Raw genomic sequence first — 23944 nt, forward strand, 5'->3', positions numbered from 1 at the left:
TGTCTCAGCGGCGACTTTTATAATATATCACAGTTGCCCATGTCTTGGCAAGTACTTTTTTTCAACTCTTTTCAAAGCTTCCATAGTACTTTCCTCTATCATAAAGAACAGAAAACTGTGATGCATGATCCCCGCCTTGAAAGCGGCAAGAAATAATATACCACGATCGTCTAGCTAAATGCAAGCACTATTCACAAAATAATTCGAGACCTCGATTTCATATGCAAAATAACCTGAAAGCCTTCAGATACATGGAATCGGTATACTTTCCTCATTTACCCGGCTCTTAAATGAAGTGCAAAAAAAAGAAGACAGCCCTTTAAGGTTTAACGGCGGTCTTCCACTCAGCCCAGATTACAGGCACCGGCTCTTGCCCGACGGTCAAAGTATAAGGAGGGCTGACAAGCTGAACAATATAATCCCCTTCCTTCGCCAGCGTGTATTCATATTCAAACTCTCCGTCACGAACAGGCAGGCTGTAACTGTCTGTGAGCATATAGCTTTTTCCATTATAGCGGCTGATATAAACCTGCAACTGGCGAATGGCAGGATCTGTGCTTGCGACCTTCCCGGCAATAATCATCCCATCCCCCGCACGTATATCGCTTGCTGCTCCTCTAGGCTCATGAAGGGATAAATAATGCTGTCCTTCAGCAGATAATTTGAGGATGCTTTCTTGGCCATGATCTGCTTTTCTCTCTATTGTAAAAAATACCGCTTCTCCGATTAGCCTAAGCTCATATGCGTTTAAACCTGCATCCAGCTCCAATTCGTACTGAATTCGATTGTAGCTTTTTTCCTCAGACAGCGCGTCGTGATCTATAATTTCACCGGTTATTGCAGTTGCAGTGCCATTTGCTCCAGCTTTCAAGAATACAGGCTTGGCAAGCTGCTTTTCATATAAAATATTAATCCTTGCAGTGCGCTCCTCCGTCCTCAGGCGGGCTTCCCCAAGCTCAAGATGCTTGCTGCTCCATTTGGCTGTAAGCCTTCCTTGATTATAATGAACCGTGATTCCCAACAGCGGAAGCAGATCAATAGGCACATACATCCGACCCTGTTGTATGAATGGTTCACTGCCCGCAACCGTGGATTCCAATTTAGTACCGTCGAGATTGTAAAGCAGTTTGGTGCGCTCGCGTATGCCCACATCCTTACGCGTTGCTCGCAGTGCGTTAACTGCAAAAATATTCGCTTGCCGCTGCTCAGCCGCCCAGTCTACTTGAGCCACCCCCAACTTCTCCAGAGTACGCACCGGGAAATAGACCATCTGATTTCGGATTAAAATAGGGAGCATATCAAACGACCTGCCATCGAATGTTCCTTCAGTTTTATTGCTGCCTATCTCAAGCTGATGGTCGTCTACACTGACAACAGCATAATTCTCTGCTGCGAGCCGGTCAGCCGCTCGCGTTGCATCCGTAGAAGCAAATGAAGCTGAATTCATCAGCATTGCTGAAATCAATACGGACACAGCCAGTCTGGCTAATCGCATAACGATCACCTCCTGTTGCCCTAGACGATCACGGGTGCTAATAAGTTTCACCTTTTTACGAAGTAAATATCACCAAAAACCGGTCCATGTTTATATGAAGGGAAATGTGAAAGTGACTGTATATAAAAAAGCTGCCTTTACCGATAGGGTAAAAGACAGCTTGGTCAAATCATTCATTTAATCGTCTGCGCGTTCTCTCATCAACGGGAACAGCAGAACATCACGGATAGATGGCGCATTCGTCAACAGCATGACGAGACGGTCCACGCCGATACCGAGTCCGCCGGTTGGCGGCAAGCCGTATTCTAGTGCACGGATGAAATCGTCATCCATCTCATGCGCCTCGTCATTGCCTTGCTCCTTCTCCAACAATTGTGCTTCAAAGCGCTGGCGCTGATCAATCGGATCATTCAGCTCGGTAAAAGCATTGGCGTGCTCACGGGCAACGATGAACAGCTCAAAGCGATCTGTAAACCTCGGATCTTCATCATTCTTCTTCGCGAGCGGAGAAATCGCCACAGGGTGGCCAGTTACAAAGGTAGGCTGAATCAGCGTTTCCTCCACGAACGTTTCAAAGAAGGCATTCAGAATATGGCCTGCGCTCATATGCGGATCGACCTGAACCTTATGTTCCTTGGCCAGTCGATGAGCCTCTTCATCGCTAAGCTGCTCCGAGAAATCTACACCGGTAGCCTCTTTAACAAGATCCACCATGGAGACACGACGCCACGGCTTGCCAAGATCCACCTCATAGTCCTGATATTGAATCTTCGTCGCTCCGAGAACTTCCTGTGCAATATGCACAATCAAATTTTCGGTCAACTCCATAATATCCTTATAATCCGCATACGCTTCATACAGCTCGATCATCGTAAATTCCGGATTATGGCGCGTCGAAATACCTTCATTACGGTACACTCGTCCAATTTCATACACCTTCTCCATGCCGCCGACAATCAGGCGCTTCAGGTGAAGCTCAATGGCAATACGCATGTAAAGCTGCATATCAAGCGCATTGTGATGGGTAATGAATGGTCTGGCCGCTGCTCCCCCCGCAATGGCATGAAGGGTAGGTGTTTCAACTTCCAGATAGCCTTTGGAATCCAGATAACGACGCATCGATTGGATGATGCGCGAACGGGCGACGAAGGTTTGTTGAACATCCGGATTCATAATCAGATCCACATAGCGTTGGCGATAGCGCAGCTCTACGTCCTTCAGACCATGATATTTCTCAGGCAAGGGCAGCAGTGACTTGGTTAGCACTTCGAGCTCCAGTACCTTGATTGAGGTTTCCCCTGTCTTGGTCTTGAAAACAGTTCCCCGCACGCCAATAATATCGCCGATGTCCAGCATGCTGAACGCCTCATATTTCGCAGCGTCCAGTGCATCCTGGCGAACATAGACCTGAATTTTACCGCTCAAGTCCTGGATATGTGCAAAGGAAGCTTTGCCCATGACGCGTTTCTGCATGATACGTCCAGCCAGACTAACCTCAGGAGACTTCTCCTCAAGCTCCTCCTTGGACAGATCACCGTATGCATTCAGAACTTCCTGGGCTTGATGGGTGCGGACAAACCTTTTGCCGAACGGATCAATGCCCAGACCACGAAGCTGGTCCAGCTTGTCCCTCCGGATTTGCAAAAGCTCGCTAAGCTCCTGTGTCTCCTGCTCCTGAATCTCGTTACTCAATTGCTTCATCTCCTTATGTTCTGCATCCCTCATGATGACAGATACAAGTATGGTGCCTGTTTATTTTGAAAAAAAAGCTTCCCTGAGGAAGCTTGATTCGCTCAACTTATCGGCTGCGCCACAATGCCGGGACAGCAATAAAACGCAGCATGCACTCTGATTATGCCCAATCAGCGGTTGGAATGCAACTATTACTTCTTAATATCCAAAATCTTGTATTGAATGATGCCTGCTGGAACATTGACCTCCACAACAGCACCTTTCTTCTTGCCCAGAATCGCTTTGCCGACAGGGCTTTCGTTAGATATCTTGTTTTGCAGCGGATCAGACTCTGCTGTGCCGACAATCGCATATTCCATTGTATCTTTAAACTCGAGATCTTCCACCGTAACAATTGAGCCGATGCTTACGGTATCTATGTCAATTTCATCATTGTTAATGATACGGGCGTTGCGAAGCATCTTTTCCAACGTAATAATACGGCCTTCGATAAATGCCTGCTCATTCTTGGCGTCCTCATACTCGGAGTTTTCACTGATATCGCCATACCCGATAGCAATTTTAATCCGCTCTGCCACTTCACGTCGCTTCACTGACTTAAGATTCTCAAGCTCTTCTTCCAGTTTTTTCAGTCCGTCTTGAGTCAAGATGATTTCCTTATCGCTCATCTCACCAATTCTCCTGTCGCGTGACATATTTTCATACCCGTATGTATGAATCACTAATCAATACTATATGTTGGCTACTTTAAGAAGTTATTCAAAAATGCTAATCTTTAATAACGCCAGCTGCGAGTAAGAAATATCTGTAAAAGATGATATTCATCAGGCAAAGCATGCGCTTACGAATAGGTTGCAATGAAATCATTGCGTTGACGCGAAAAAACGATTCCGCAAGATGTGTACGGGCGTGTGAAAATGAGACTTTTGAACCCGCCTTCACATCAGGTCAGAATTCTATTGCATGATTATATTCAATTCCCCCCCAAATGTCAATGACAGGGAATTGCCGTCAAAACAAGAGCTGACAGCCTATACTTTGTGTGCCAGCATACCAGCGGCACACAAAGTGTCCAAAATTTAATGAAACGCCGCTCCTTGATTCACAACCGACTCACCGCTTACCGATTGTTGCGCAATTTCGCCCAGAGAATCAATGTACGCACCTAGAATCTGAACCATTTTATCCCGGCTAGTTTCTTCCATAATGTTGTCTTTAATTCGAGCCGCTCCTGGCAATCCTTTCAGGTACCAAGCCAAATGCTTTCGCATTTCCTTGACTGCAGTGGATTCTCCTTTTAGCTTCACCAGACGGTCCATATGCACAATTGCTATTCTCATTTTCTCTGCCGGCGTCGGGTCAGGCACCATCTCGCCTTCTGTCAGAAATTGAATGGTTCTGTACAGCATCCAAGGGTTGCCTAGCGCGCCCCGGCCGATCATAACGCCATCACAGCCTGTATGATCCAGCAGTCGCTTCGCATCCTCCGGAGAGAATACATCGCCATTGCCGATTACCGGAATGCTGACCGCCTCTTTGACTTCTTTAATAATATCCCAGTTGGCAACGCCGGTATACAACTGCTCGCGCGTTCTTCCATGTACACTTACAGCTCTGCCTCCCGCACGCTCCACAGCTCGCGCATTCTCTACTGCGTAAATATGCTCGCTATCCCAGCCTATGCGCATTTTGACCGTCACCGGCTTTTCAACAGCATCTACAACAGCGGATACCATCTCATAGATTTTGTTCGGATCAAGCAGCCAGCGTGCGCCAGCGTCACACTTCGTGACTTTTGGCACCGGACAACCCATATTAATGTCAATAATGTCCGCATTCGTCTGACGATCTACAACTTTGGCCGCTTCCACGAGCGATTCCCGATCACCGCCGAAAATTTGCAGACTGAGCGGCTTTTCGCGCTCATCGACATACAGCATTTCCATCGTACGCTTGTTGCCATGCAGGATCGCCTTGTCACTGACCATCTCCGCACATACCAAACCAGTGCCAAATTCTTTGGCAATCAGCCGGAATGCCGGATTGCAGACACCGGCCATTGGAGCCAGCACTACATTGTTTTTCATTTGGATATCGCCAATTTTCAGCATGCTCACCATGCTCCTTTACTACATTCTTCTACCCGGGATCTATTCGGACTTCTTTTCACCTGTCAGTTCCTCATAGCTAACCTCAAGCGACTGGGCAATCTTCTCCAGCAGCTTTGCTTCCGGTTTACGGGTCCCCCGCTCCAATGATCCAAGCACCGCAACAGAGATGTTAAGGCGCTCTGCCAACCCTTGCTGTGTGTGACCCTTCAGCTTGCGAAATGCTCTTAACCGCTGGGCCAGTTGATGGTGTTCCATAACAAGATGCCTTCCTTTCGTTCCCTCTCCACCCGGTCCACTCCTGCAGCAACTTCCTCACGAAGCCACGGCTCCGCTTCATAATCGGACATGCAGTCCTTAAGCGGCACAAGGACGAAACCACGCTCCATCATGCGAGGATGGGGAAGTATCAGTTCTTCGGTATCCATCGTCACTCCCTCATAATGAAGCAGATCAAGATCAATCGTCCGCGGTCCCCACCGCTCATGCCGCACTCTGCCGAGCTCCTTCTCAATGTTCTGCATCACATGCAGCAAATCAAGCGGAGCCAGCACAGTTTCAATACGGGCTGCCATGTTCAAAAATGCAGGCTGCTCCGTAAATCCCACCGGGTCCGTCTCATACATGGCCGATACCACCTGGATTTCAACCTCAGGATGAATGTTCAGCCGATGTAGAGCCTGCAACAATAATTCGTCCCGGTTCCCCATATTTGAACCCAAGGCAATGAATGCGGCCTTGGGCTGATCATCTATAGCCGGCCGCTCGTCAAGTCCATGCGGCAACGATCTTTCCATATTCATCCCGCTTTCTGCGAAGCTCCACGACAACACCGTCAAAGTATATCTCAAACGGCGGATTTGGTTTTGTAACCCGTACCGCAACTTCGTTTATAATAGTATAAGTGTCCAGAACCTTCGTTGCAATGTCATTCGCTAAAGCTTCAACCAGTTTGAACGGCGGACCTTCCACAATTTTCTTCGTCAGCGCGTGCAGCTCTGCATAATTAATCGTTGCCGTCAGATCGTCGGACTGTCCGGCCTTTCGCAAATCAAGATCAAGCTCCAATTCCACGGTCCACTTCTGACCCAGTTTGTTTTCCTCTGGAAATAAGCCATGATAGCCGAAAAACTGCATACCTTTGAGCGTCATTTTGTCCATACTTATCCCTCCCGTTATCCATTAGCGGATTTATGATATACAACTGCATCCGTCATCCTGACCGTACGGGCAATATGGGCCACATCGTGCACGCGGACGACCTGGCAGCCTTGGGCAATCCCCAGTGTTACCGTTGCTGCTGTCCCTTCCAGGACGTCATTGGCAGGGAGGTCCAGCACAGTACGAATAAACAGCTTGCGGGAGGTTCCCAGTAGAACCGGATAGCCCATCGCCCCCAGTGCATCGAGCGCCCCCATCAGCTCCAGATTATGATCATGGGTTTTGGCAAAACCGATTCCCGGATCAAGCCAAATGTTACTATTGCGGACCCCGGACCGCAATGCCAACTCAATGCTGGAATGCAAGTCAATAATTACATCATTTACCAAATTTCCATATACGGCTTGTGAACGATTATGGCTTAAAATAACCGGACAATCATACTCAGCGGCCGTAGCGGCCATTGCCGGGTCACCCTGCAATGACCAAATGTCGTTCAGAATATCCGCTCCTGCGCTTAATGCCCGGCTTGCGGTCTCCGCCTTGTAGGTATCAATGGAAATGACCGTCTCAGGAAATTCCTTGCGAATTGCCTCAATCACCGGGATAACGCGGCGAAGCTCCTCCTCAAGTGGTACAGGCTGACTGCCGGGACGCGTAGACTCCCCGCCGATGTCGATAATGTCCGCTCCTTCATCAATTAGCTTGCGGGCATGTTCTACAGCCTTTTCCGGCTCCATATACCTTCCTCCGTCCGAGAAGGAATCCGGTGTTGTATTCAATATTCCCATAATTAGCGTGCGGTTCCCTAGCTCCAGCTTGCCTCCGCTTCGCAAGGAATAGGATCTTTGCCATATTCGGTTATGCATCTGTCTCCGCCTTCCTGCCATGAGCCTGTTCGCGATAAGCGGCCAGCAGTCGCTGCGTCAATCGGCCGCTCTCGCCTCCGCTTACAATTACAGCCGTATTCTTCGTATCCGTTAGTTTTGTCACCGGGACCAGCTCTTGAACAGAGTTTGTCAGCAAGACCTCCTCCGCCTGGAGCAAATTAGACCACGTGTACAAGCCTTCCTCGGCAGGGATGCCCATGTTAGAAGCAAGCTCCAACACTTTTCTTCTAGTTATACCCGGCAAGATACCTGTTTGAACCGCTGGGGTGCACAACTTCCCTTCGCGTACAAAAAACAGATTGCTTACGATGCCTTCGGCCAGACAGCCATCCCGGGTACACATCAGTCCCTCTGTGCCGGGCGGAGCATCGGTCGCAGACAACTCTCGTTTGGCAACTATATTATTCATATAATGGAGTGATTTATACCGAGTCTCGCCCTCAGGCGTGTTCCGCGGCGTACGCAGCAGCCGCAATTCCTTGCCCTCCCGATCCAGCTTTGGTGATGGCAAGGGCAACGGCTTGACGAGCAGCACCACATTTGGTCTGAAGTAATCCCCTGTAGGCAAACCAAGTTCTTCTTCTCCGGCGCTCACTGTCAGCCGCACATAAGCTTCCTCCAACCCGTTGGCGTTCATTAACTCCCTTAGCCAACCTATTAGATGCTCTTCATCCGGATGGTATCGGATACCTAGCTCCCGGCATGCTTGGGCCAGCCGCTCCAGATGCCACTCCAGGAGGAACGGCCTTCCGCCGTAAGTGCGGAAGGTCTCGAACAAACCCAAGCCATACAAAAAGCCGTGATCATATACCGAGATCACGGCCTCCTGCGCATCCAAAATGGCGCCGTTGAATCCGACCTTCATCGAACCGCTCCAGCTTTGAGCTTCAGAAAATTGCGCAGCAGAGTCAGACCATGCTCCGTAATAATGGATTCGGGGTGGAACTGAACCCCTTCGATCAAATATTCTTTATGCCGCAAGCCCATAATTTCGCCTTCGGCTGTCTCCGCACTAATTTCCAGACAATCCGGCAGTGTCTCCCGCTTCACAATCAGGGAGTGGTATCTTGTCGCTGTATACGGGGAAGGGATACCCTCGAAGATGGTCCGGCCATCGTGCAAAATAGGCGACGTCTTGCCGTGCATCAATTTTTCTGCGCGGATAACATCCCCGCCAAAGGCTTGTCCGATCGCCTGATGCCCAAGGCAAACGCCCAGAATCGGAATTTCACCTTTAAACCGATCAATCAGCGCAAGGCTCACTCCTGCTTCATTAGGTGTACATGGTCCAGGAGAAATGAGAATATGATCCGGCGCCAGCTGAGCGATCCCGTCCAGATCAATTTCATCATTCCGCTTGACAATAATCTCTTCTCCAATCTCCCCCAGATACTGCACCAGGTTGTACGTAAACGAGTCGTAATTATCGATTACTAGAATCATGTCGGACTCCCCCTATAGTTGTATTGCTTGTTCATGGAATTTCTCGCTGTACTGAATCGCCTTCCATAAAGCCTTAGCCTTGTTCAGCGACTCGTAGTATTCCCGCTCCGGGTCAGAATCGATTACAATCCCGGCTCCCGCTTGAATGTGTATCTGTCCGTTCTTCACTGCCATTGTGCGGATAATAATATTAAATTCCATATCCCCGTTATAGTCAATCCATCCCAAGGAGCCGGTATACGGGCCGCGTCTGACGGGCTCCACTTCCTCGATAATCTGCATCGTCCGAATCTTGGGCGCGCCTGTAATCGTGCCGCCAGGGAATTTCGCAGCAATGACGTCATAAGCATCCTTGCCCGCCTTCAGTTGCCCCTCCACCTGAGATACGAGATGCATAACATGGGAGTACTGCTCAATGACCATTAATTCTTTGACCTGGACAGTACCATACTCGGATATGCGTCCCAAATCATTGCGGTCAAGATCGACAAGCATGATATGCTCCGCGCGCTCCTTCTCATTGCTAATCAATTCTTCAGCAAGCAGCCGATCTTCTTCTTCAGTCCGTCCCCGACGTCTTGTTCCCGCAATGGGTCGGGCGACCAGCCTTCCAGCTCGGGATTCAACCAGCAGCTCGGGCGAAGCGGACACAAGCTGAAACTCAGGGGTACGCAAGAATCCCATGTACGGAGAAGGGTTGAACAGCCTAAGCCATTCGTACAGTTCTTCTGGAGACAAATCACTCTCAAGACTTTGACGGAGCGACAAGTTGACCTGAAATACATCTCCCTGGGCAATATAGCGCTGAATCGTACGAACTGCATCCATAAAGGCTTCCTTGGAAAAAGGAGAGGTACGACTGGGTATGGACTCCACATCGATGGAAAGATCCCGATCCGCTGCAATCAGCTCCTGCTGGCGTTCCCGCTTGCTGACAGCCTCCCTGGTTTGATCCTCTTCCGTCAACTTCCGCCATATATTTGCCATCTCCTGCGCTTGTCCCAACGCCTTGTGATAAGTCTCTCTTAGCCCTTCTTCTGCAACTGCATCCCCGACAAAAGAGTGAATCGCACAATAGATTTCACGAGTCTTATGATCGATAATCCACAGTTCGTCAAGCCGCATGAAGAGATAATCTGGCCAGTCCAGATCATCTTCGGCAAGTTGAGGCAGACGCTCAATAGTGCGAGCTACGTCATAGCTCCATAAGCCCGCACAGCCGCCAACCCACTTGGGCCCTTCCGCCAGCCGCGGAGCGCGATAAGGTTCCATCCACGCACGGACGACTTCAAGCGGCTTCCCGCTTAACTCTTGTCTTGCGCCGGAATCCATGCCTTGCAGCTCTGCGTGTTCTCCCTTGCCCTTCAAAATCTCTGTAGGACGCAGTCCGATGTAGGTGTAGCGCCCGTCTTTACCGCTCTCTAGCACAATTGCATAGGGATGGGCAAAGCTCCATGCCTTCGACCAGCTATCGACTTTGTCCCGGCTCAATTCCAAAGGTTGTTTGTACAGCAGGGGCAATGCTGTATAATTTTCTGCCTGCCATTGTTTCCACTGCTCATAAGATGTGCATATCATTTCCGGACCCCCTGCATTAACGGTTCCACTTAGTATAATGAAAGGCTGCCCAAAAAGGCAAGCGTTTAATGGCTGGCAAAAGCGTTGAGGCGGCGCATGAAGAATCGATTCTACAACAAAATTCAGAAAGGACTGTTTTTGGCGAAAATTCGCCAAAAACAGTCCTCGAATTTATGGTATCAATTAGTTCTCGAAGTTGAACAGCGGTGTGCTCAGGTAGCGTTCCCCATTGCTTGGTACAACTGCAACGACACGCTTGCCTTTGCCAAGCTGCTTCGCAACCTGCAATGCAGCAGAAATCGCGGCGCCGGAAGAGATTCCGCACAGAATGCCTTCTTCCTTGGCAGCACGACGCGCGTAATCGAAAGCTTCCTCGTTGTCTACAGTAATAATTTCATCGTAGATTTCACGATTCAAAATATCCGGCACGAAGTTGGCGCCGATGCCTTGAATTTTATGCGGGCCGGGCTTGCCTCCGGACAACAGTGGAGAAGCAGAAGGCTCAACCGCTACGATTTTGATGTCAGGGAAGCTGTTCTTCAACACTTCACCTGCACCGGAGATAGTACCGCCTGTACCAATACCTGCAACGAAAGCATCAAGCTTGCCGTCGAGAGAGTTGATTGCTTCTACAATTTCCGGGCCAGTTGTTTCACGGTGAATCTTGACGTTGGCCGGGTTTCTGAATTGCTCAGCCATGAAGTAGTGCGGGTTCTCGTTCTTCAGCTCATCTGCCTTGCGAACTGCGCCGTTCATACCCTCTGACCCAGGAGTCAATACAAGTTCGGCTCCGTATGCACGAAGCAGATTACGACGCTCAAGGCTCATCGTTTCAGGCATAACGAGAATTGCTTTATATCCTTTAGCCGCAGCCACAAGTGCAAGTCCGATACCGGTGTTGCCGCTTGTTGCTTCAATAATGGTGTCCCCTGGCTTAATGAGGCCTTCTTGCTCAGCAACCTCGATCATGCTGATCGCAATGCGATCTTTAACGCTAGCGCCTGGGTTTTGGTACTCCAGCTTGACATAAATCTCTGCAGAGTCTTCAGGGACAAGACGATTCAAGCGAACAAGCGGTGTATCACCAATCAAATCAGTCACATTTTGTACAATTCTAGCCATGATAAAAGCCTCCCCATTTCCGACTGTTTCAGTAGGTATTCATTTACTCTAATATAACAATCGTCGATAGGAATTGTCAATAGAGAACTTTTGCTTTAGTATACAGTAGCGGCATATTTATGCAGCAGCGACGATTCTACTTCGGATAGCGGGGAAGATTCCGCCAAGGCAATTTGCCTGCGGGCGCGTTCCTTCTGCCGATTATAATCAAGTTCCGTCTCCTCTTGACGTTCCTGGAGCTGGATTACAGCAAAGCCCTGACTTACGGCAATTGGTCCGGCCACAGCGCCGACTGCCATCGAATTGGCGGTCTTGAGTACCTTTTCTTCTATAAAGGGATCACGGGCTTCCACCAGCCCCAGGTCGCCTCCGCTTGCAGCGGTAAACTCATCTTCCGAATATCGCCTGGCAAGATCGGAGAACGATTCCCCTTCCTCAAACTTTTCCAGCAAAAGCCTGGCAAGCTGCTCCGAGCCAGTGACGATCCAGGCAATCCGGATATGTACTTGAGGTGCAAAATCTCCAGGGTGCAGAAGGATATAATCCTGAATCTGCTGATCAGAGACGTAAATTTCCCTTATAGAAATCTTCTCCAGCAACAACTGATATTTGATATCCGCCAAAACTTCTTGCTTGGACATGCCGAGCTGATTCTTCATAGTTGTATAAAACTCGAAATCACTGCCGTAGCCAGCCATCCGTTCATTCAGCTCTTCCCTTATCTCTTCATCTGTTACCGCAAGTCCATAAGCATCCGTCTCCAGATCAATAGCCTGACGGAGCATAAGTTTGTTCAGCATATCTTCCCCGTAATTTTGAACAAGCGCTTGGTGCAATGCCTTTATCGTGATCACCTTATTCCCGACCACAGCCGCAATCTCGCTGTCATCTACCATCTCACTGTCTCCATGGTCAGGCTTAATAGGCGTCTCATCCGGCTTATCGCCTACAGGTACTACTTTTACGACGACGACCACAGTCAATACAATCATGCAAATAGCCTGAAGTGCGATCAACCCTTTCCATAAATTATGCTTGTTCATCCGTCTGACCCTCGCTTACTGAATGGGATCAGGCTTAGCCTGCTCAAGCAAAATTTGAAGATCATTACGGTCAAACGTATAGACTTCATTGCAGAAGTGGCAAATCACCTCTGCTTGTTCATCATCTTCAATCAATTGCCTAAGCTCATGCTCTCCAAGGCTGACAAGCGTGGCGCCAACCCGTTCTTTGGAACATTTGCAGGCAAATCTGATCGGCATGGTCTCCATGACCTTCAAGTCCTCGCCAACTGCGATACGCAGCAGTTCTTCCGGAGATTCCCCCTGGTCAAGCAGTGCCGTTACCGGAGGCATCACGGATAATCTGCGCTCCAGTTGCGTAATTTCGCCATCAGTCAGTCCAGGAAGCAATTGAACGATGAACCCGCCTGCCTGAATTACAGAACCATCGGTGTCTACCAGCACACCGAGTCCCACTGCGGACGGCGTCTGTTCCGAGGTGGCAAAATAGTAGGTAAAGTCTTCGGCAAGCTCGCCCGAAATTAGCGGTACACTGCCGCGGTAGGGGTCACGGAGACCCAAATCTTTTATAATATGAAGGTAGCCGGAGCGACCGACCGCTCCCGCAACATCAAGCTTGCCTTGGGAATTGCTGGCCAGATGCACATCCGGATGATCAACATAGCCGCGTACATCCCCGTCGGCATTGGCATCAACGACGATTTGACCTAGCGGCCCATCGCCCTTGACCTGAATCGTCAGTTTTTCCTTGCCCTTGAGCATGGCCCCCATCAACGCCCCTGCCGCGGCTGTCCGCCCGAGCGCCGCTGTAGCAGTAGGGAGAGTGTTATGTCGTCTTCTTAATTCGTCTGTCAAATTCGTGCTGCGTACTGCCAGTACACGGACTTTATCGCCAAAGGCTGTACCTCGCACGAGGTAGTCCTGCTCGCTGCTCACTATAAACCCTCCCTTTCCAGTTCAACATATGTGTCTTACATTCAATTATCCTGATTTCGCTCATAGACAAGCCGCATGCCTTCAAGAGTGAGCAGCGGGTCCACTGTTCGAATCGTCTCCGATTCACTGGCAATCAAATCCGCGAGGCCACCGGTGGCGACCACATACGGAGCTACTTTGAATTCCCGTTCAATTCTTCTGACAATGCCGTCAACTTGCCCAGCGTAGCCGAATATGATTCCGGCTTGCATAGACGTTACCGGATTACGCCCGATGACGCTCTTGGGCTTCACAAGCTCAATTCGCGGCAATTTGGCTGCGCGCTGATACAACGCTTCAGTCGAAATCCCGATCCCCGGTAAAATGGCTCCGCCCAGATAGTCCCCGGACTCGTCAATATAATCAAAGGTTGTAGCTGTGCCGAAATCAACTACAATCAAAGGCCTTCCATACTTCTCAATTCCTGCGACCGCATTGACGATCCGGTCGGCGCCCACCTCGCGCGGGTTCTCATAGCGGATGTTCAATCCTGTTTTTACACCCGGACCTACGACAACCGGTAATTTCTTTATATAGTTTACGCATAATTGCTCCAAAGTCCTCATCAGAGGCGGAACAACAGAGGAAATGATGACGCCTTCCACTTTTTGAATATCAAGCCCGGCAAATTGGAATAAGTTTAAAATGGTCATCCCATATTCGTCTACGGTATTGGAACGGTTCGTGCTCAGCCGCCAGTGATGCAACAGCTCCTTGCCGCGGTACACGCCCAATACAATATTCGTATTTCCTACGTCAACGGCCAGAATCAAGAAGCTTCGCCTCCCTTCTTGGCTCCCAGGTCCAGACTGATGTCGAGTGATTGGAAGGAATACGTCAGCGCACCCACGGAAATAACATCGACGCCGCAAGCGGCAATTCCATGTACCGTATTAAGATTCACACCCCCGGACGCTTCAATGACAACATGAGGGGCGCGCTCGCGAATGAAGGCTACAGCCGCACGCAATCTTTCATTGGACATATTATCCAGCAAAATAATATCTGCTCCAGCATCCAGTGCTTCCCCAACCTGCGAAATCGACTCTGCCTCTACTTCGATTTTCATCGTGTGCGGGATGCGCGCTCGCGAAGCTTCAACTGCCTGGCGGATGCCGCCTGCGCCTTTAATATGATTATCCTTGATCATGACCGCATCATACAAGCCGAACCGGTGATTCGCTCCGCCTCCGACACGCACGGCATACTTCTCCAGCATCCGGTGTCCCGGTGTCGTCTTTCTTGTATCTACAAGCCTTACCGGCAGGCCATCTAACGCGGCCTTGTATTGGCTTGTCCGTGTCGCAATACCGGACAGACGCTGCAATAAGTTAAGCGCCAGACGCTCTCCTGTCAGCAAGCTGTGCGTGCTGCCTTCAACCTCCGCCAATATGTCGCCCTTCGTCACTTCAGCGCCTTCGGCAGCAATCCGGCGGAACACAAGATCGGGGTCAATCACTTCAAATACAAGCTCTGCAACAGGGAGTCCTGCCAAGATGCCATCCTCTTTGACATGAATAATTGCTTTGGACTGATGTCCTGCAGGGATAGTTGTCTGCGTCGTAATATCGCCTGATCCGATATCCTCGGCCAGCCAGCTTCGAATTTGTTCTCGCAGCGCTTGATTATAGGTTCCCAGCTCGTGCATCTTGTATCCGCTCCTCTGTTAATCCGTATTCCCGGTGAAGAACTGTATGCTTGCGCCACTTCTCATCATCACGCTCCGGAAAATCCTCCCGGTAATGAGCGCCGCGGCTCTCCTCCCGCGCCAGCGCCGCTTCGCTCGTCAGCAATGCGCAAGTCAGCAGGTTGGCAAACTCATATTCCTCCCTCTTGGTCAGTACCGTCTGGAAAATCGGAAGCTGACGCTTCAACTCGTCGAGTCCCTTGAGCAGTCCGCTTCCGTCCCTTTTGAGTCCCGCATACCGAACCATAATCCTCTGTAGCTTCAATCGTTTCTCAACTACAGCCTGAATGGAAGATACACTCCGCCAGGATTCCCCGGGTGCCAGCTCACTTTCCACTTCAGACATCTGCACAGGCTTCAAATCGTTGATCCGCTTGACAATCCGTCGGCCGAATACGATTGCCTCGGACAAGGAGTTGCTCGCCAGGCGATTGGCCCCATGAACACCGGTCGATGATACTTCGCCGCAGGCAAATAGCCGCGTGACGTTCGTCTCCCCGTTCATGTCGGTCTTCACTCCGCCCATCATGTAGTGCGCCGCTGGCGCAACCGGAATCCAATCGGTGGTCAGATCAAGCCCATAGTTCACGCAAAATTCAAAAATCGTCGGGAAGCGATGCTTGACCATTTCCGGAGATTCATGCGTGATGTCCAAATAGACAAAAGTTGACTTGGTCGCTTCTATCTCGCTTACAATGGCTCTGGCTACAACATCCCTTGGAGCCAACTCCAATTGCTCATGATATTTCTCCATAAAGCGTTCGCCCTTAATATTTCTCAGCACCGCGCCTTCTCCGCGAACGGCCTCGGATATAAGGAAGCGGGGAGCACCAGGGTAGCAGAGCGACGTCGGATGGAATTGAATAAATTCCACATCCTGAATATATGCTCCTGCCCGAAAAGCCATCGCTATGCCATCACCCGTGGCTACATCAGGGTTGGTCGTATAACGGTAGAGCTGTCCGGCGCCGCCGGAACACAATACGGTTGCTTTCCCGCGGACAAACAGCCTTTGGCCATCAGGCTTCTGTACGAGAACCCCGCGGCATTCTCCGTCGATTGTAATCAAGTCGATGACAAAATGGTCGTCCCACACTTCAATATTCGGGTGCGCATTCGCTTTCTCAGATAAAGCACGCACAATCTCAAAGCCGGTTGCATCGCCATTGGCATGAAGAATTCTGCGCTGACTATGCGCGCCTTCTTTCGTCAAAGCGAATTCCCCATTCTCCTGATCGAATTGCGTCCCCATCCGAATCAGATCGCGGACACCTTTTGGCCCCTCATGGACAAGGATTTCAACCGCTTCATCTCCGCAAAGTCCGGCGCCAGCAATCAATGTATCCTGACGATGGTACAGCGGGGAGTCATCCTCCGAGATGACGGCTGCAATCCCCCCCTGGGCGTAGCGAGTGTTGCTGTCCATCAGCGATTTTTTTGTAATAATAAGTACGTTATTATTTTCACTAGCTTTGATAGCGGTAAAAAGACCGGCAATGCCGGCCCCGATCACAATGACATCCTTGTCCACTACCGGAAGTTCGTTCAAGGAAAAATCGACCAAGTATCTTGGAATCAATTCGCTCTCCTCCTACAAGAGAGTAGCGCATGCTACTTCACTTGCAGCATGCGCTCCAGAGATAATCTAGCTTTGTCAGCAATTTGAGGCGGAACATAAATTTGCGGCTGCATCGTCTCCAAGCATTTCACAAGCTTCTTCAAGTTATTAACCTTCATGTTCGGACACACCAAATATTTGGTTGCAAAATGAAAGGTCTTATCCGGACTGTCCTTGCGAAGCTGAAAGCCTGTTCCATCCTCTGTGCCAACGATAAACTCCTTGTTCGGAGATTCCTTGCAATATTTAATGATTGCTGTTGTGCTGCCGACAAAATCGCCAAGCGCTACAACTTCCGGCCGGCATTCCGGATGAACGACAAACTCCGCGTTCGGATATTTGGCCTTCATCTCCACGACATCCTTAACGGTCAGCATATCATGGGTATTACAGTAGCCTTCCCAGATAATCATCTTCTTGTCCGTCTTCTGTTGAACATAGTGACCCAAATTTTTGTCTGGTACCCAAATCACTTCATCGCCTTCCACGGAATTTACAACTTGAACCGCATTGGCTGATGTGCAGCAAATATCAGTCTCCGCCTTGATTTCGGCGGATGAGTTAATATAAGTTACAACCTTTGCATTCGGATGCTTCGCTTTCAGCTGACGAAGCCCGTCTACATTAACCATATCCGCCATTGGACAACCAGCTCGCTCATCGGGGATAATGACGGTCTTGTTAGGAGCCAAAATTTTAGCGCTTTCGCCCATGAAATGCACACCGCAAAACACAATGGTGTCCGCATCTGTCTGGGCAGCCTTCTGGGCAAGCAGGAAGGAGTCACCGCGAAAATCAGCAACCTCTTGTATTTCATCTCTTTGATAATAATGTGCGAGTATAATCGCATTACGTTCTTTCTTCAATTCCATCAGACGCTCGCGAAGCTCACGATTCTGCTGCTCTTTGCGTTCTAATGCTAATGCTTCCACGGCAGACCCTCTCCTTGTATATCATCAGACAACGCTAGTCCAGCGCTCTCTCCAGTATTTCCAAAGCTAAATAAATTGATGAAGTTACAACTAATTTACACAACAGAGACTACGGTGTCAACAAGTATAAAGGCGCTTTAGGGCGGTTTATCAAGGTCATAAGGGTATCAATCGACAGGCTATGCTGTTTTATTAGCCAAATGCAGTTCAAGAGCAAGAATATATAACCAAATGTACAAACTTCCGCTTGTTATTAAAAAAAAGCAGCCCCTTCGCTTCAGAAGGGACTGCATTATTTTGCAGCTTAAGACTTGTTCTCGCCGTCATTATCTTCAGGCTTGGATTCTGGAATATCACCCTTGACCGGCTCTTCATCGCCCTTGCGAGGCTGAATGCGAACTGTTACATCACCGATGGTATCAATCGTCGGGTCTGCATGGGTCTCTTCCGCTGCACCGCCGCCTTCGGAGCCTTCTCCGTCAAGCGAACCTGTCTCAATCAGGCGTTTAATTTGCTCAAGCTCAAGTGTTTCTTGCTTAAGCAGCGTCTGGGCAATGAGGTGAACCTCCTTGCTCTTCTCATTCAAAAGCTCCTTGGCGCGAGTATAACAGTTATTGATCAGGGTTTGCATCTCCTGGTCAATCTCGTAAGCGATGGCATCGGAATAGTTCTGCTCGTGGCCGATATCGCGGCCCAGGAATACCTGGCCTTGCGAACTGCCAAACTGCATAGGTCCAAGCTTATCGCTCATTCCGTATTCCATAATCATGCTACGGACAATGCTCGTAGCTTGTTTGAAGTCGGAGTAAGCTCCTGTTCCGATCTCGCCGATGAACAGCTCCTCGGCCACGCGGCCTCCGAGCAATCCTGTAACTTTATCAAGAAGCTCTTGCTTGGTGACAAGCATCCGATCTTCCTTCGGAAGCATGATGACGTATCCGCCAGCACGGCCTCGAGGGATAATGGTCACCTTGTGAACCATATCGGCGTGCTCCAGGAAGAAGCCCACAATGGTGTGTCCGGCTTCGTGATAAGCAACAATCCGCTTCTCGCGATCGCTGACCACACGGCTCTTCTTCTCTGTACCTACAATAACACGGTCAATGGCTTCGTCCATCTCCACCATTGCAATATCCTTCTTGTTGCGGCGGGCTGCCAAGAGCGCCGCTTCGTTCAGCAAGTTCTCAAGGTCTGCACCCGTAAAGCCAGTTGTACGCTTCGCAATAATTTCCAGCTTGACATCCTTGGCAAGCGGCTTGTTGCGGGCATGAACTTTAAGCACCGCTTCACGGCCTTTAACATCCGGACGGTCAACCGTAATCTGACGGTCAAAGCGTCCCGGGCGGAGAAGCGCCGGATCGAGAATATCCGGACGGTTCGTAGCGGCTATAATAATAATTCCTTCATTGGCGCCGAAGCCGTCCATCTCAACTAGCAATTGGTTCAGCGTCTGCTCGCGCTCATCATGGCCGCCGCCAAGACCTGCGCCACGTTGGCGTCCTACCGCATCAATCTCGTCGATAAAGATGATACAAGGCGCGTTCTTTTTCGCATTCTCAAACAAATCACGAACACGGGAAGCACCGACACCGACGAACATTTCCACGAAATCAGAACCGGAAATGCTGAAGAACGGCACGCCAGCCTCACCAGCAACAGCTCTTGCAAGCAAGGTTTTACCTGTACCCGGAGGTCCGTTAAGCAGTACGCCTTTTGGAATACGTGCTCCTACAGCTGCAAATTTACGCGGATCTTTGAGGAAGTCTACGACCTCTACAAGCTCCTGCTTCTCTTCATCTGCCCCTGCAACATCTTCGAAAGTAACCCGTTTCTTCTCCTCATTATACAAGCGGGCACGGCTCTTGCCGAAATTCATAACCTTGCCTCCGCCGCCTTGTGCCTGATTGATCAGGAAGAAGAACAGGATGAAAATAATCACAAACGGAACAATGGACGTAAGAAACGTCAGCCAGAAACTTTGGCCTTCCATCGGATCAAACTTGTACTCTACCCCGTTGCTAATAGCCAAATCATTGATTTCCTTAAGCGCAAATTCTTCCACGTTGATACGGGAGTAGAACTGGTCGGAATTTTCATTGGCAGGCTTTGAACGGAATTGACCTTTTGCATAATACGTGTATTTGTCGAACTTCAATGTCAGTTTTTTAACATTGTTATCTACCATTTCTTTCCGAAATTGGTCATATCTCAGTTCGACGGTAGTATCGCCAGAGTTGCTGATTGCCTGGACAATACCCACGGCCACCAAAAAGATAATCAAATAAAACCCCGTGTTACGGATGATCCGATTCATCCCTTACCTCCTCTCAAGACGCTTTAAGTATTTTACCATAGCATGACATTCCATCTCAATAGAACCGCACGGAGGATCGGCATGTACGGCGGTTACCTGTCTTATTTTGAGTAGACTTCCGGTTTAAGTACGCCTATAAAAGGCAAATTGCGGTACTTCTCCGCATAATCAAGCCCATAGCCTACGACAAATTCATCCGGCAGGCTGAAGCCTGTATAGTTAGCTTCCAGATCGACAGTCCGGCGGGTCGGCTTGTCAAAGAGCGTCACCACGGTAACCGATTTGGAGTTGCGTCTTTCGAGCACATCAATCAGATAGCTGAGCGTCAAGCCGCTGTCAATAATGTCTTCTACAATGAGGACATCTCTTCCTTCAACCGGAACGTCCAAATCCTTGATAATTTTTACAATTCCCGAGGACTTGGTCGACTGACCGTAGCTGGAAATGGCCATAAAGTCGATTTCGAGCGGGATATTGATGTTTTTAACCAGATCCGCCATAAAAATAAACGCGCCTTTCAAGACGCAAATAACGAGCGGATTCCGCCCTTCGAAATCACGGCTGAGCGTATCGCCTAGTTCCTTGATTTTATCTTGAATTTGCTGTGCATCATATAATACTTCCTTGATGTCGTCTAACAATGCTGCGACCTCCTGTTTTATAATAGCTTAATTCAACTTATGTTTATAATCGGGCCCGCATTCAAGTAGGAATGAAATAAATTGTTGCTTACTCTGACAAGCAGGTCACTCGCATCCGCAGCACCTTGGATGTTTTACCGACAAGGGCATGAACAGACCGACGGAGACCGGGAATCCATAAAATTCTTCCATTAGCGTCGCAAAGTATGGGCGCTGTGTCCCGCTTCGAACGCGGCCATTTCGCGTCAACGAACATATCTTGCACTTTTTTTGTGCCGTTTAGTCCTAACACCTCCATATAATCTCCAGGCCGCCGGTTCCGGACGAAGAGAGGATACGCCAGCGCCTCGCTGTCAAACCATGCCTCATAGCGCGAGACTGGTCGTGTTGGCCAGTCTTTCCCTGGAATATTCAGGGTGTCCACTATCCATTCCATTCGTGTCTGTGCGATCAGCAGTCGTCCGGCATGCTCTGCCAGCTCATACTCATAAGGGCCGAATGAATTGGAGTCCTTGGCCTGTTGCCATAACAGGGTTCCGTAATCGATGCTAAACCGGATTCCGCCTCCCGCATCCATGCTCTCACCGGATATGGAGCCGTGCTTCGCCGCTTCCCGAATCGCTTCGATCCGCTCGTATGTAATGGCGTCTTTTTCCTGAATAAGATAGTTTAATATTAGTTTAATCATTCTCCTTTGTAAAGCGACGTGGATGTCCGTCAGTGCCGAGCGGTTCATGACCGCTCTTCCGGCCTCCAGCCGGACCCTCTCCTTAAACAGCACAACCGCCTGCTGCTCGATATAATCATCATCCGAGCGGGCCATGTCTGCCAGACGCAGCAAAGATTCGGGCAGCTTCGGATTTAATTTTTCCAGATAGGGAATAACATCCAGTCTCACTTTGTTGCGAAAGTAATTCCGCTTGAAGTTGCTGCTGTCGGTGCTGTAAGGAAGCTGGTGACGATCGCAGTACGAAAGAAGCTCTGACTTGTTAATACGCAGCAGGGGACGTATGAGTTCCACGTTTTTTTCTGTTCGCGAAACTGGCATTCCCGAGAGTCCTCCAGGGCTTGTCCCGCGAATAATGCGCATCATGACGGTCTCTGACTGATCATCCGCGTGATGTCCGAGCGCAATGCGCTGCGCCCCGCAAGCGGCCGCCGCCTCATGTAAAAAGGCATACCGGTGCTCCCGCGCGGCCGCCTGCGCATTCATCCCTGTTCGCTCGATATAATCAGGCAGCGCAAGTTCTCCGAATTTTAACGGAATTCCGATGATGGCGCACCACTGCGCCACAACCGCGGCCTCACGGGCAGATTCCTCGATGCGAAACCCATGATTGACATGGGCGGCGGCAAGTGTGAGCTGCTCCGCCTCGGCCAGCTGTTGAAGAATATGGAGCAGCGCCATTGAATCCGGACCTCCCGACAACGCTGTCAAAATGGTATCCCCGGCGCGCCACAGCCCATACTCCGCTGCCGCATCCCTGACCCGTTTGACCAATTCCTCCATGATCTCCATCCTCTCTATTGCCTGGCCATCCTGACAACAACCTAAAATGCAGCCTTCCACTACTATTAATTCACATTCAAGTACCAGTACGCAGTTGCCGCCAGCACCAATATCGATGTTGTAAATGCCCGCAGCAGCCATCGGGAGCTGGACTTTCTGCGCTGCCGAAATTCGCTTCTGGATCGGTACTGGCTCTGCCAAGCCGTGGATGCCTCGCTCGCGCCGCGAAAGCTGCCGCTTAACGCCGCTTTAAACCATCCCTGAAAAGGCTCAAGCGCTGCGCTCTCCTTGACCAGCGCCAGCAGCTGTTCCGCCGATCGGTCACGGGATTTTGATAGATGAGCAAGCTTGCGGTCTTCCATCACCTGAATCAGCAGCACTGCCAGCGAGAATAAATCATAGGCCGGGTCGGCACGCCGTGAACCGGCAGACCAATACCCGCGGTCATACAGCTCAGTGAACTGGCGGACACTTTTGCCGATTGCCGTAACGCCTCCGTAATCGATCAGATGGGCACGGCCATATTGACTGACCAGCACATTATCCAGCTTCAAATCCCCGAATACCCACCCCTCCTGATGCAGCTGTGTGAGCTGACGCAGCAAATGTACACCGAGCAGGGAATACCAATCATTTCCTTCACGCTGCAAATATTCTGTCATCGTCATACCTTGTATGTATTGCATGACATAGAAGTTGTAATCTCGCCCCGCATGTGTGAAATCATCGATATGGACCAGGAACGGCTCTACTCCTCTGGACTGTCTGGACGCAATGGAACGGAGTACATTGATTTCCGATTGCAGATCAGCAACGTCTGCCCCTACCTTGAGCGCATAGTTCCTCCCGCGATTGGAAACAAGATATACTTTGCCGTTGGCGCCTTCCCCAAGCGGACGCACTATTTCATAGCGCCCGCCGTTCCACTTTCCATATAGCACAGCGCCGCTGCCCAGCGACAGATCAAACGACGTAGTCACTCCGCAGCCCGTCCGTGTCATCTCTATGTCCTCTACCATAATCGTCTTTTCTATAAAAATCAATGACCTCCATAATTGCAGGGCCTGTAGGCGTTGTTCCCTGCATGTGAAGTCTGGCAAACAAAGCCGGAATATCCTTCATGGTGCGCGTCCAGCTCATATCAAGGGCAGCGCCCTCGCCATGCTTGCCGCCTGGAAAGTGGAATACTGACAGCTCGCTCTCGCCCTGGCGGGATTGCAGGCTGAGCATCAGATCCTTGATCGCTTCCTCAACGGCCTGAAGCTTAGGCTTCATGCTGGCGCTCGCATCTATGAGCAGTGCAACGCGAAGTTCAGAGGTCTCGCCCAACTCATCCATCACTCTGACAACCTCGCCTCTTTTTTCCGGAGGGAGACTTTCCAGCGAGGAATTTCCGAGCACTTGCTTTAATTCTTTGTGAACCGCGTGCTGTATCGTATGCATGACCGTCTTGCGGGTCATCATCTGCACGGTCCGAGCAAGCTCCTTCGTATGGACAAGCCGGCTCAGGCCGCCCCCTGCTTTAGCAATTTCATGAATTTCCGTTGCGCCGGCCTCGCCCAAATCGCCCTGATCCAGCACACCGACTACATTCACGGTGATGCCTTCCGCATAGGCATGGGCTGCCGCCGTGACCGGATTCATGCCGACATTGGAGCATCCGTCCGTAATTAATAGAATCTGCTTCATTGTCTTCTCCTCCTTGGATGGTTATCTATGACTTGCACTCTATCATGATTCCCTTAAGCGCCTGGAC

23 protein-coding genes are annotated in these 23944 nt (G+C 50.1%); all 23 read right to left on the minus strand.

The features are described from left to right. Positions 1–319 precede the first annotated feature (319 nt). Entirely contained in the window at positions 320–1495 is a 1176-nt protein-coding gene (locus JFN88_RS07945; protein ID WP_199018793.1) for a stalk domain-containing protein, read from the minus strand. A 177-nt stretch (positions 1496–1672) separates the two neighbouring features. Further along, positions 1673–3187 carry a lysine--tRNA ligase gene (gene lysS / locus JFN88_RS07950; protein ID WP_379166308.1) on the minus strand — a complete coding sequence of 505 codons (1515 nt, stop codon included), beginning with the start codon at positions 3185–3187 and terminating at the stop codon, positions 1673–1675. 191 nt (positions 3188–3378) lie between these two features. Then, positions 3379–3855 carry a transcription elongation factor GreA gene (gene greA / locus JFN88_RS07955; protein ID WP_199018795.1) on the minus strand — a complete coding sequence of 159 codons (477 nt, stop codon included), beginning with the start codon at positions 3853–3855 and terminating at the stop codon, positions 3379–3381. Positions 3856–4266: 411 nt separating this feature from the next. Continuing rightward, positions 4267–5298 (minus strand): tRNA dihydrouridine synthase DusB, encoded by a 1032-nt coding sequence (gene dusB / locus JFN88_RS07960; protein WP_199018796.1) that lies wholly within the window; start codon positions 5296–5298, stop codon positions 4267–4269. Positions 5299–5337: 39 nt separating this feature from the next. Beyond that, positions 5338–5553: a helix-turn-helix domain-containing protein gene (locus JFN88_RS07965; protein WP_199018797.1), complete on the minus strand. Its 216-nt coding sequence runs from the start codon at positions 5551–5553 to the stop codon at positions 5338–5340. After that, positions 5523–6092 (minus strand): 2-amino-4-hydroxy-6-hydroxymethyldihydropteridine diphosphokinase, encoded by a 570-nt coding sequence (folK, locus tag JFN88_RS07970; RefSeq protein ID WP_233167570.1) that lies wholly within the window; start codon positions 6090–6092, stop codon positions 5523–5525. Before folK ends, JFN88_RS07965 begins: the two co-directional genes overlap by 31 nt. Next, on the minus strand, positions 6064–6456 hold the full coding sequence (gene folB / locus JFN88_RS07975) for a dihydroneopterin aldolase (RefSeq protein ID WP_199018799.1): 393 nt from the start codon (positions 6454–6456) through the stop codon (positions 6064–6066). The genes folK and folB overlap by 29 nt, the downstream gene beginning before the upstream one ends. Positions 6457–6470: 14 nt before the next feature. Further along, positions 6471–7325, minus strand: a complete 855-nt coding sequence (gene folP / locus JFN88_RS07980) for a dihydropteroate synthase (protein ID WP_199018800.1) — start codon at positions 7323–7325, stop codon at positions 6471–6473. Further along, positions 7318–8211, minus strand: coding sequence for an aminodeoxychorismate lyase (gene pabC / locus JFN88_RS07985; RefSeq protein WP_199018801.1), 894 nt, complete (start codon positions 8209–8211; stop codon positions 7318–7320). The genes folP and pabC overlap by 8 nt, the downstream gene beginning before the upstream one ends. After that, complete coding sequence (pabA, locus tag JFN88_RS07990; protein WP_199018802.1) at positions 8208–8789, minus strand: aminodeoxychorismate/anthranilate synthase component II; 582 nt, start codon at positions 8787–8789, stop codon at positions 8208–8210. Before pabA ends, pabC begins: the two co-directional genes overlap by 4 nt. 12 nt (positions 8790–8801) lie before the next feature. Then, positions 8802–10367 (minus strand): anthranilate synthase component I family protein, encoded by a 1566-nt coding sequence (locus JFN88_RS07995; RefSeq protein WP_199018803.1) that lies wholly within the window; start codon positions 10365–10367, stop codon positions 8802–8804. A 183-nt stretch (positions 10368–10550) separates the two neighbouring features. Next, positions 10551–11489, minus strand: a complete 939-nt coding sequence (gene cysK, locus JFN88_RS08000; protein ID WP_199018804.1) for a cysteine synthase A — start codon at positions 11487–11489, stop codon at positions 10551–10553. A 95-nt stretch (positions 11490–11584) separates the two neighbouring features. Continuing rightward, a complete protein-coding gene (locus JFN88_RS08005; RefSeq protein ID WP_199018805.1) occupies positions 11585–12532 on the minus strand; it encodes a peptidylprolyl isomerase in 948 nt (315 codons plus the stop codon). 15 nt (positions 12533–12547) lie between these two features. Then, the gene (hslO, locus tag JFN88_RS08010) at positions 12548–13447 is read right to left on the minus strand and encodes an Hsp33 family molecular chaperone HslO (protein ID WP_199018806.1); all 900 of its coding nucleotides are present in this window, start codon (positions 13445–13447) and stop codon (positions 12548–12550) included. Positions 13448–13488: 41 nt separating this feature from the next. Next, entirely contained in the window at positions 13489–14259 is a 771-nt protein-coding gene (locus JFN88_RS08015; protein WP_199018807.1) for a type III pantothenate kinase, read from the minus strand. Then, complete coding sequence (gene nadC, locus JFN88_RS08020; protein WP_199018808.1) at positions 14256–15134, minus strand: carboxylating nicotinate-nucleotide diphosphorylase; 879 nt, start codon at positions 15132–15134, stop codon at positions 14256–14258. The genes JFN88_RS08015 and nadC overlap by 4 nt, the downstream gene beginning before the upstream one ends. Then, positions 15112–16752, minus strand: coding sequence for an L-aspartate oxidase (gene nadB / locus JFN88_RS08025; RefSeq protein ID WP_199018809.1), 1641 nt, complete (start codon positions 16750–16752; stop codon positions 15112–15114). The genes nadC and nadB overlap by 23 nt, the downstream gene beginning before the upstream one ends. Positions 16753–16784: 32 nt before the next feature. After that, positions 16785–17723, minus strand: coding sequence for a quinolinate synthase NadA (gene nadA / locus JFN88_RS08030; RefSeq protein ID WP_199018810.1), 939 nt, complete (start codon positions 17721–17723; stop codon positions 16785–16787). 304 nt (positions 17724–18027) lie between these two features. Next, the gene (ftsH, locus tag JFN88_RS08035; RefSeq protein WP_199018811.1) at positions 18028–20037 is read right to left on the minus strand and encodes an ATP-dependent zinc metalloprotease FtsH; all 2010 of its coding nucleotides are present in this window, start codon (positions 20035–20037) and stop codon (positions 18028–18030) included. A gap of 101 nt (positions 20038–20138) precedes the next feature. Then, positions 20139–20678 carry a hypoxanthine phosphoribosyltransferase gene (gene hpt, locus JFN88_RS08040; RefSeq protein ID WP_199018812.1) on the minus strand — a complete coding sequence of 180 codons (540 nt, stop codon included), beginning with the start codon at positions 20676–20678 and terminating at the stop codon, positions 20139–20141. 88 nt (positions 20679–20766) lie between these two features. Next, positions 20767–22329 carry a tRNA lysidine(34) synthetase TilS gene (tilS, locus tag JFN88_RS08045; protein ID WP_233167582.1) on the minus strand — a complete coding sequence of 521 codons (1563 nt, stop codon included), beginning with the start codon at positions 22327–22329 and terminating at the stop codon, positions 20767–20769. After that, positions 22254–23231: a serine/threonine protein kinase gene (locus JFN88_RS08050; RefSeq protein ID WP_233167572.1), complete on the minus strand. Its 978-nt coding sequence runs from the start codon at positions 23229–23231 to the stop codon at positions 22254–22256. The genes tilS and JFN88_RS08050 overlap by 76 nt, the downstream gene beginning before the upstream one ends. Next, positions 23152–23877 carry a vWA domain-containing protein gene (locus JFN88_RS08055; protein ID WP_199018813.1) on the minus strand — a complete coding sequence of 242 codons (726 nt, stop codon included), beginning with the start codon at positions 23875–23877 and terminating at the stop codon, positions 23152–23154. The genes JFN88_RS08050 and JFN88_RS08055 overlap by 80 nt, the downstream gene beginning before the upstream one ends. Positions 23878–23944 lie beyond the last annotated feature (67 nt).

Source organism: Paenibacillus roseus, from assembly GCF_016424485.1.
GTDB lineage: Bacteria > Bacillota > Bacilli > Paenibacillales > Paenibacillaceae > Paenibacillus_D > Paenibacillus_D roseus.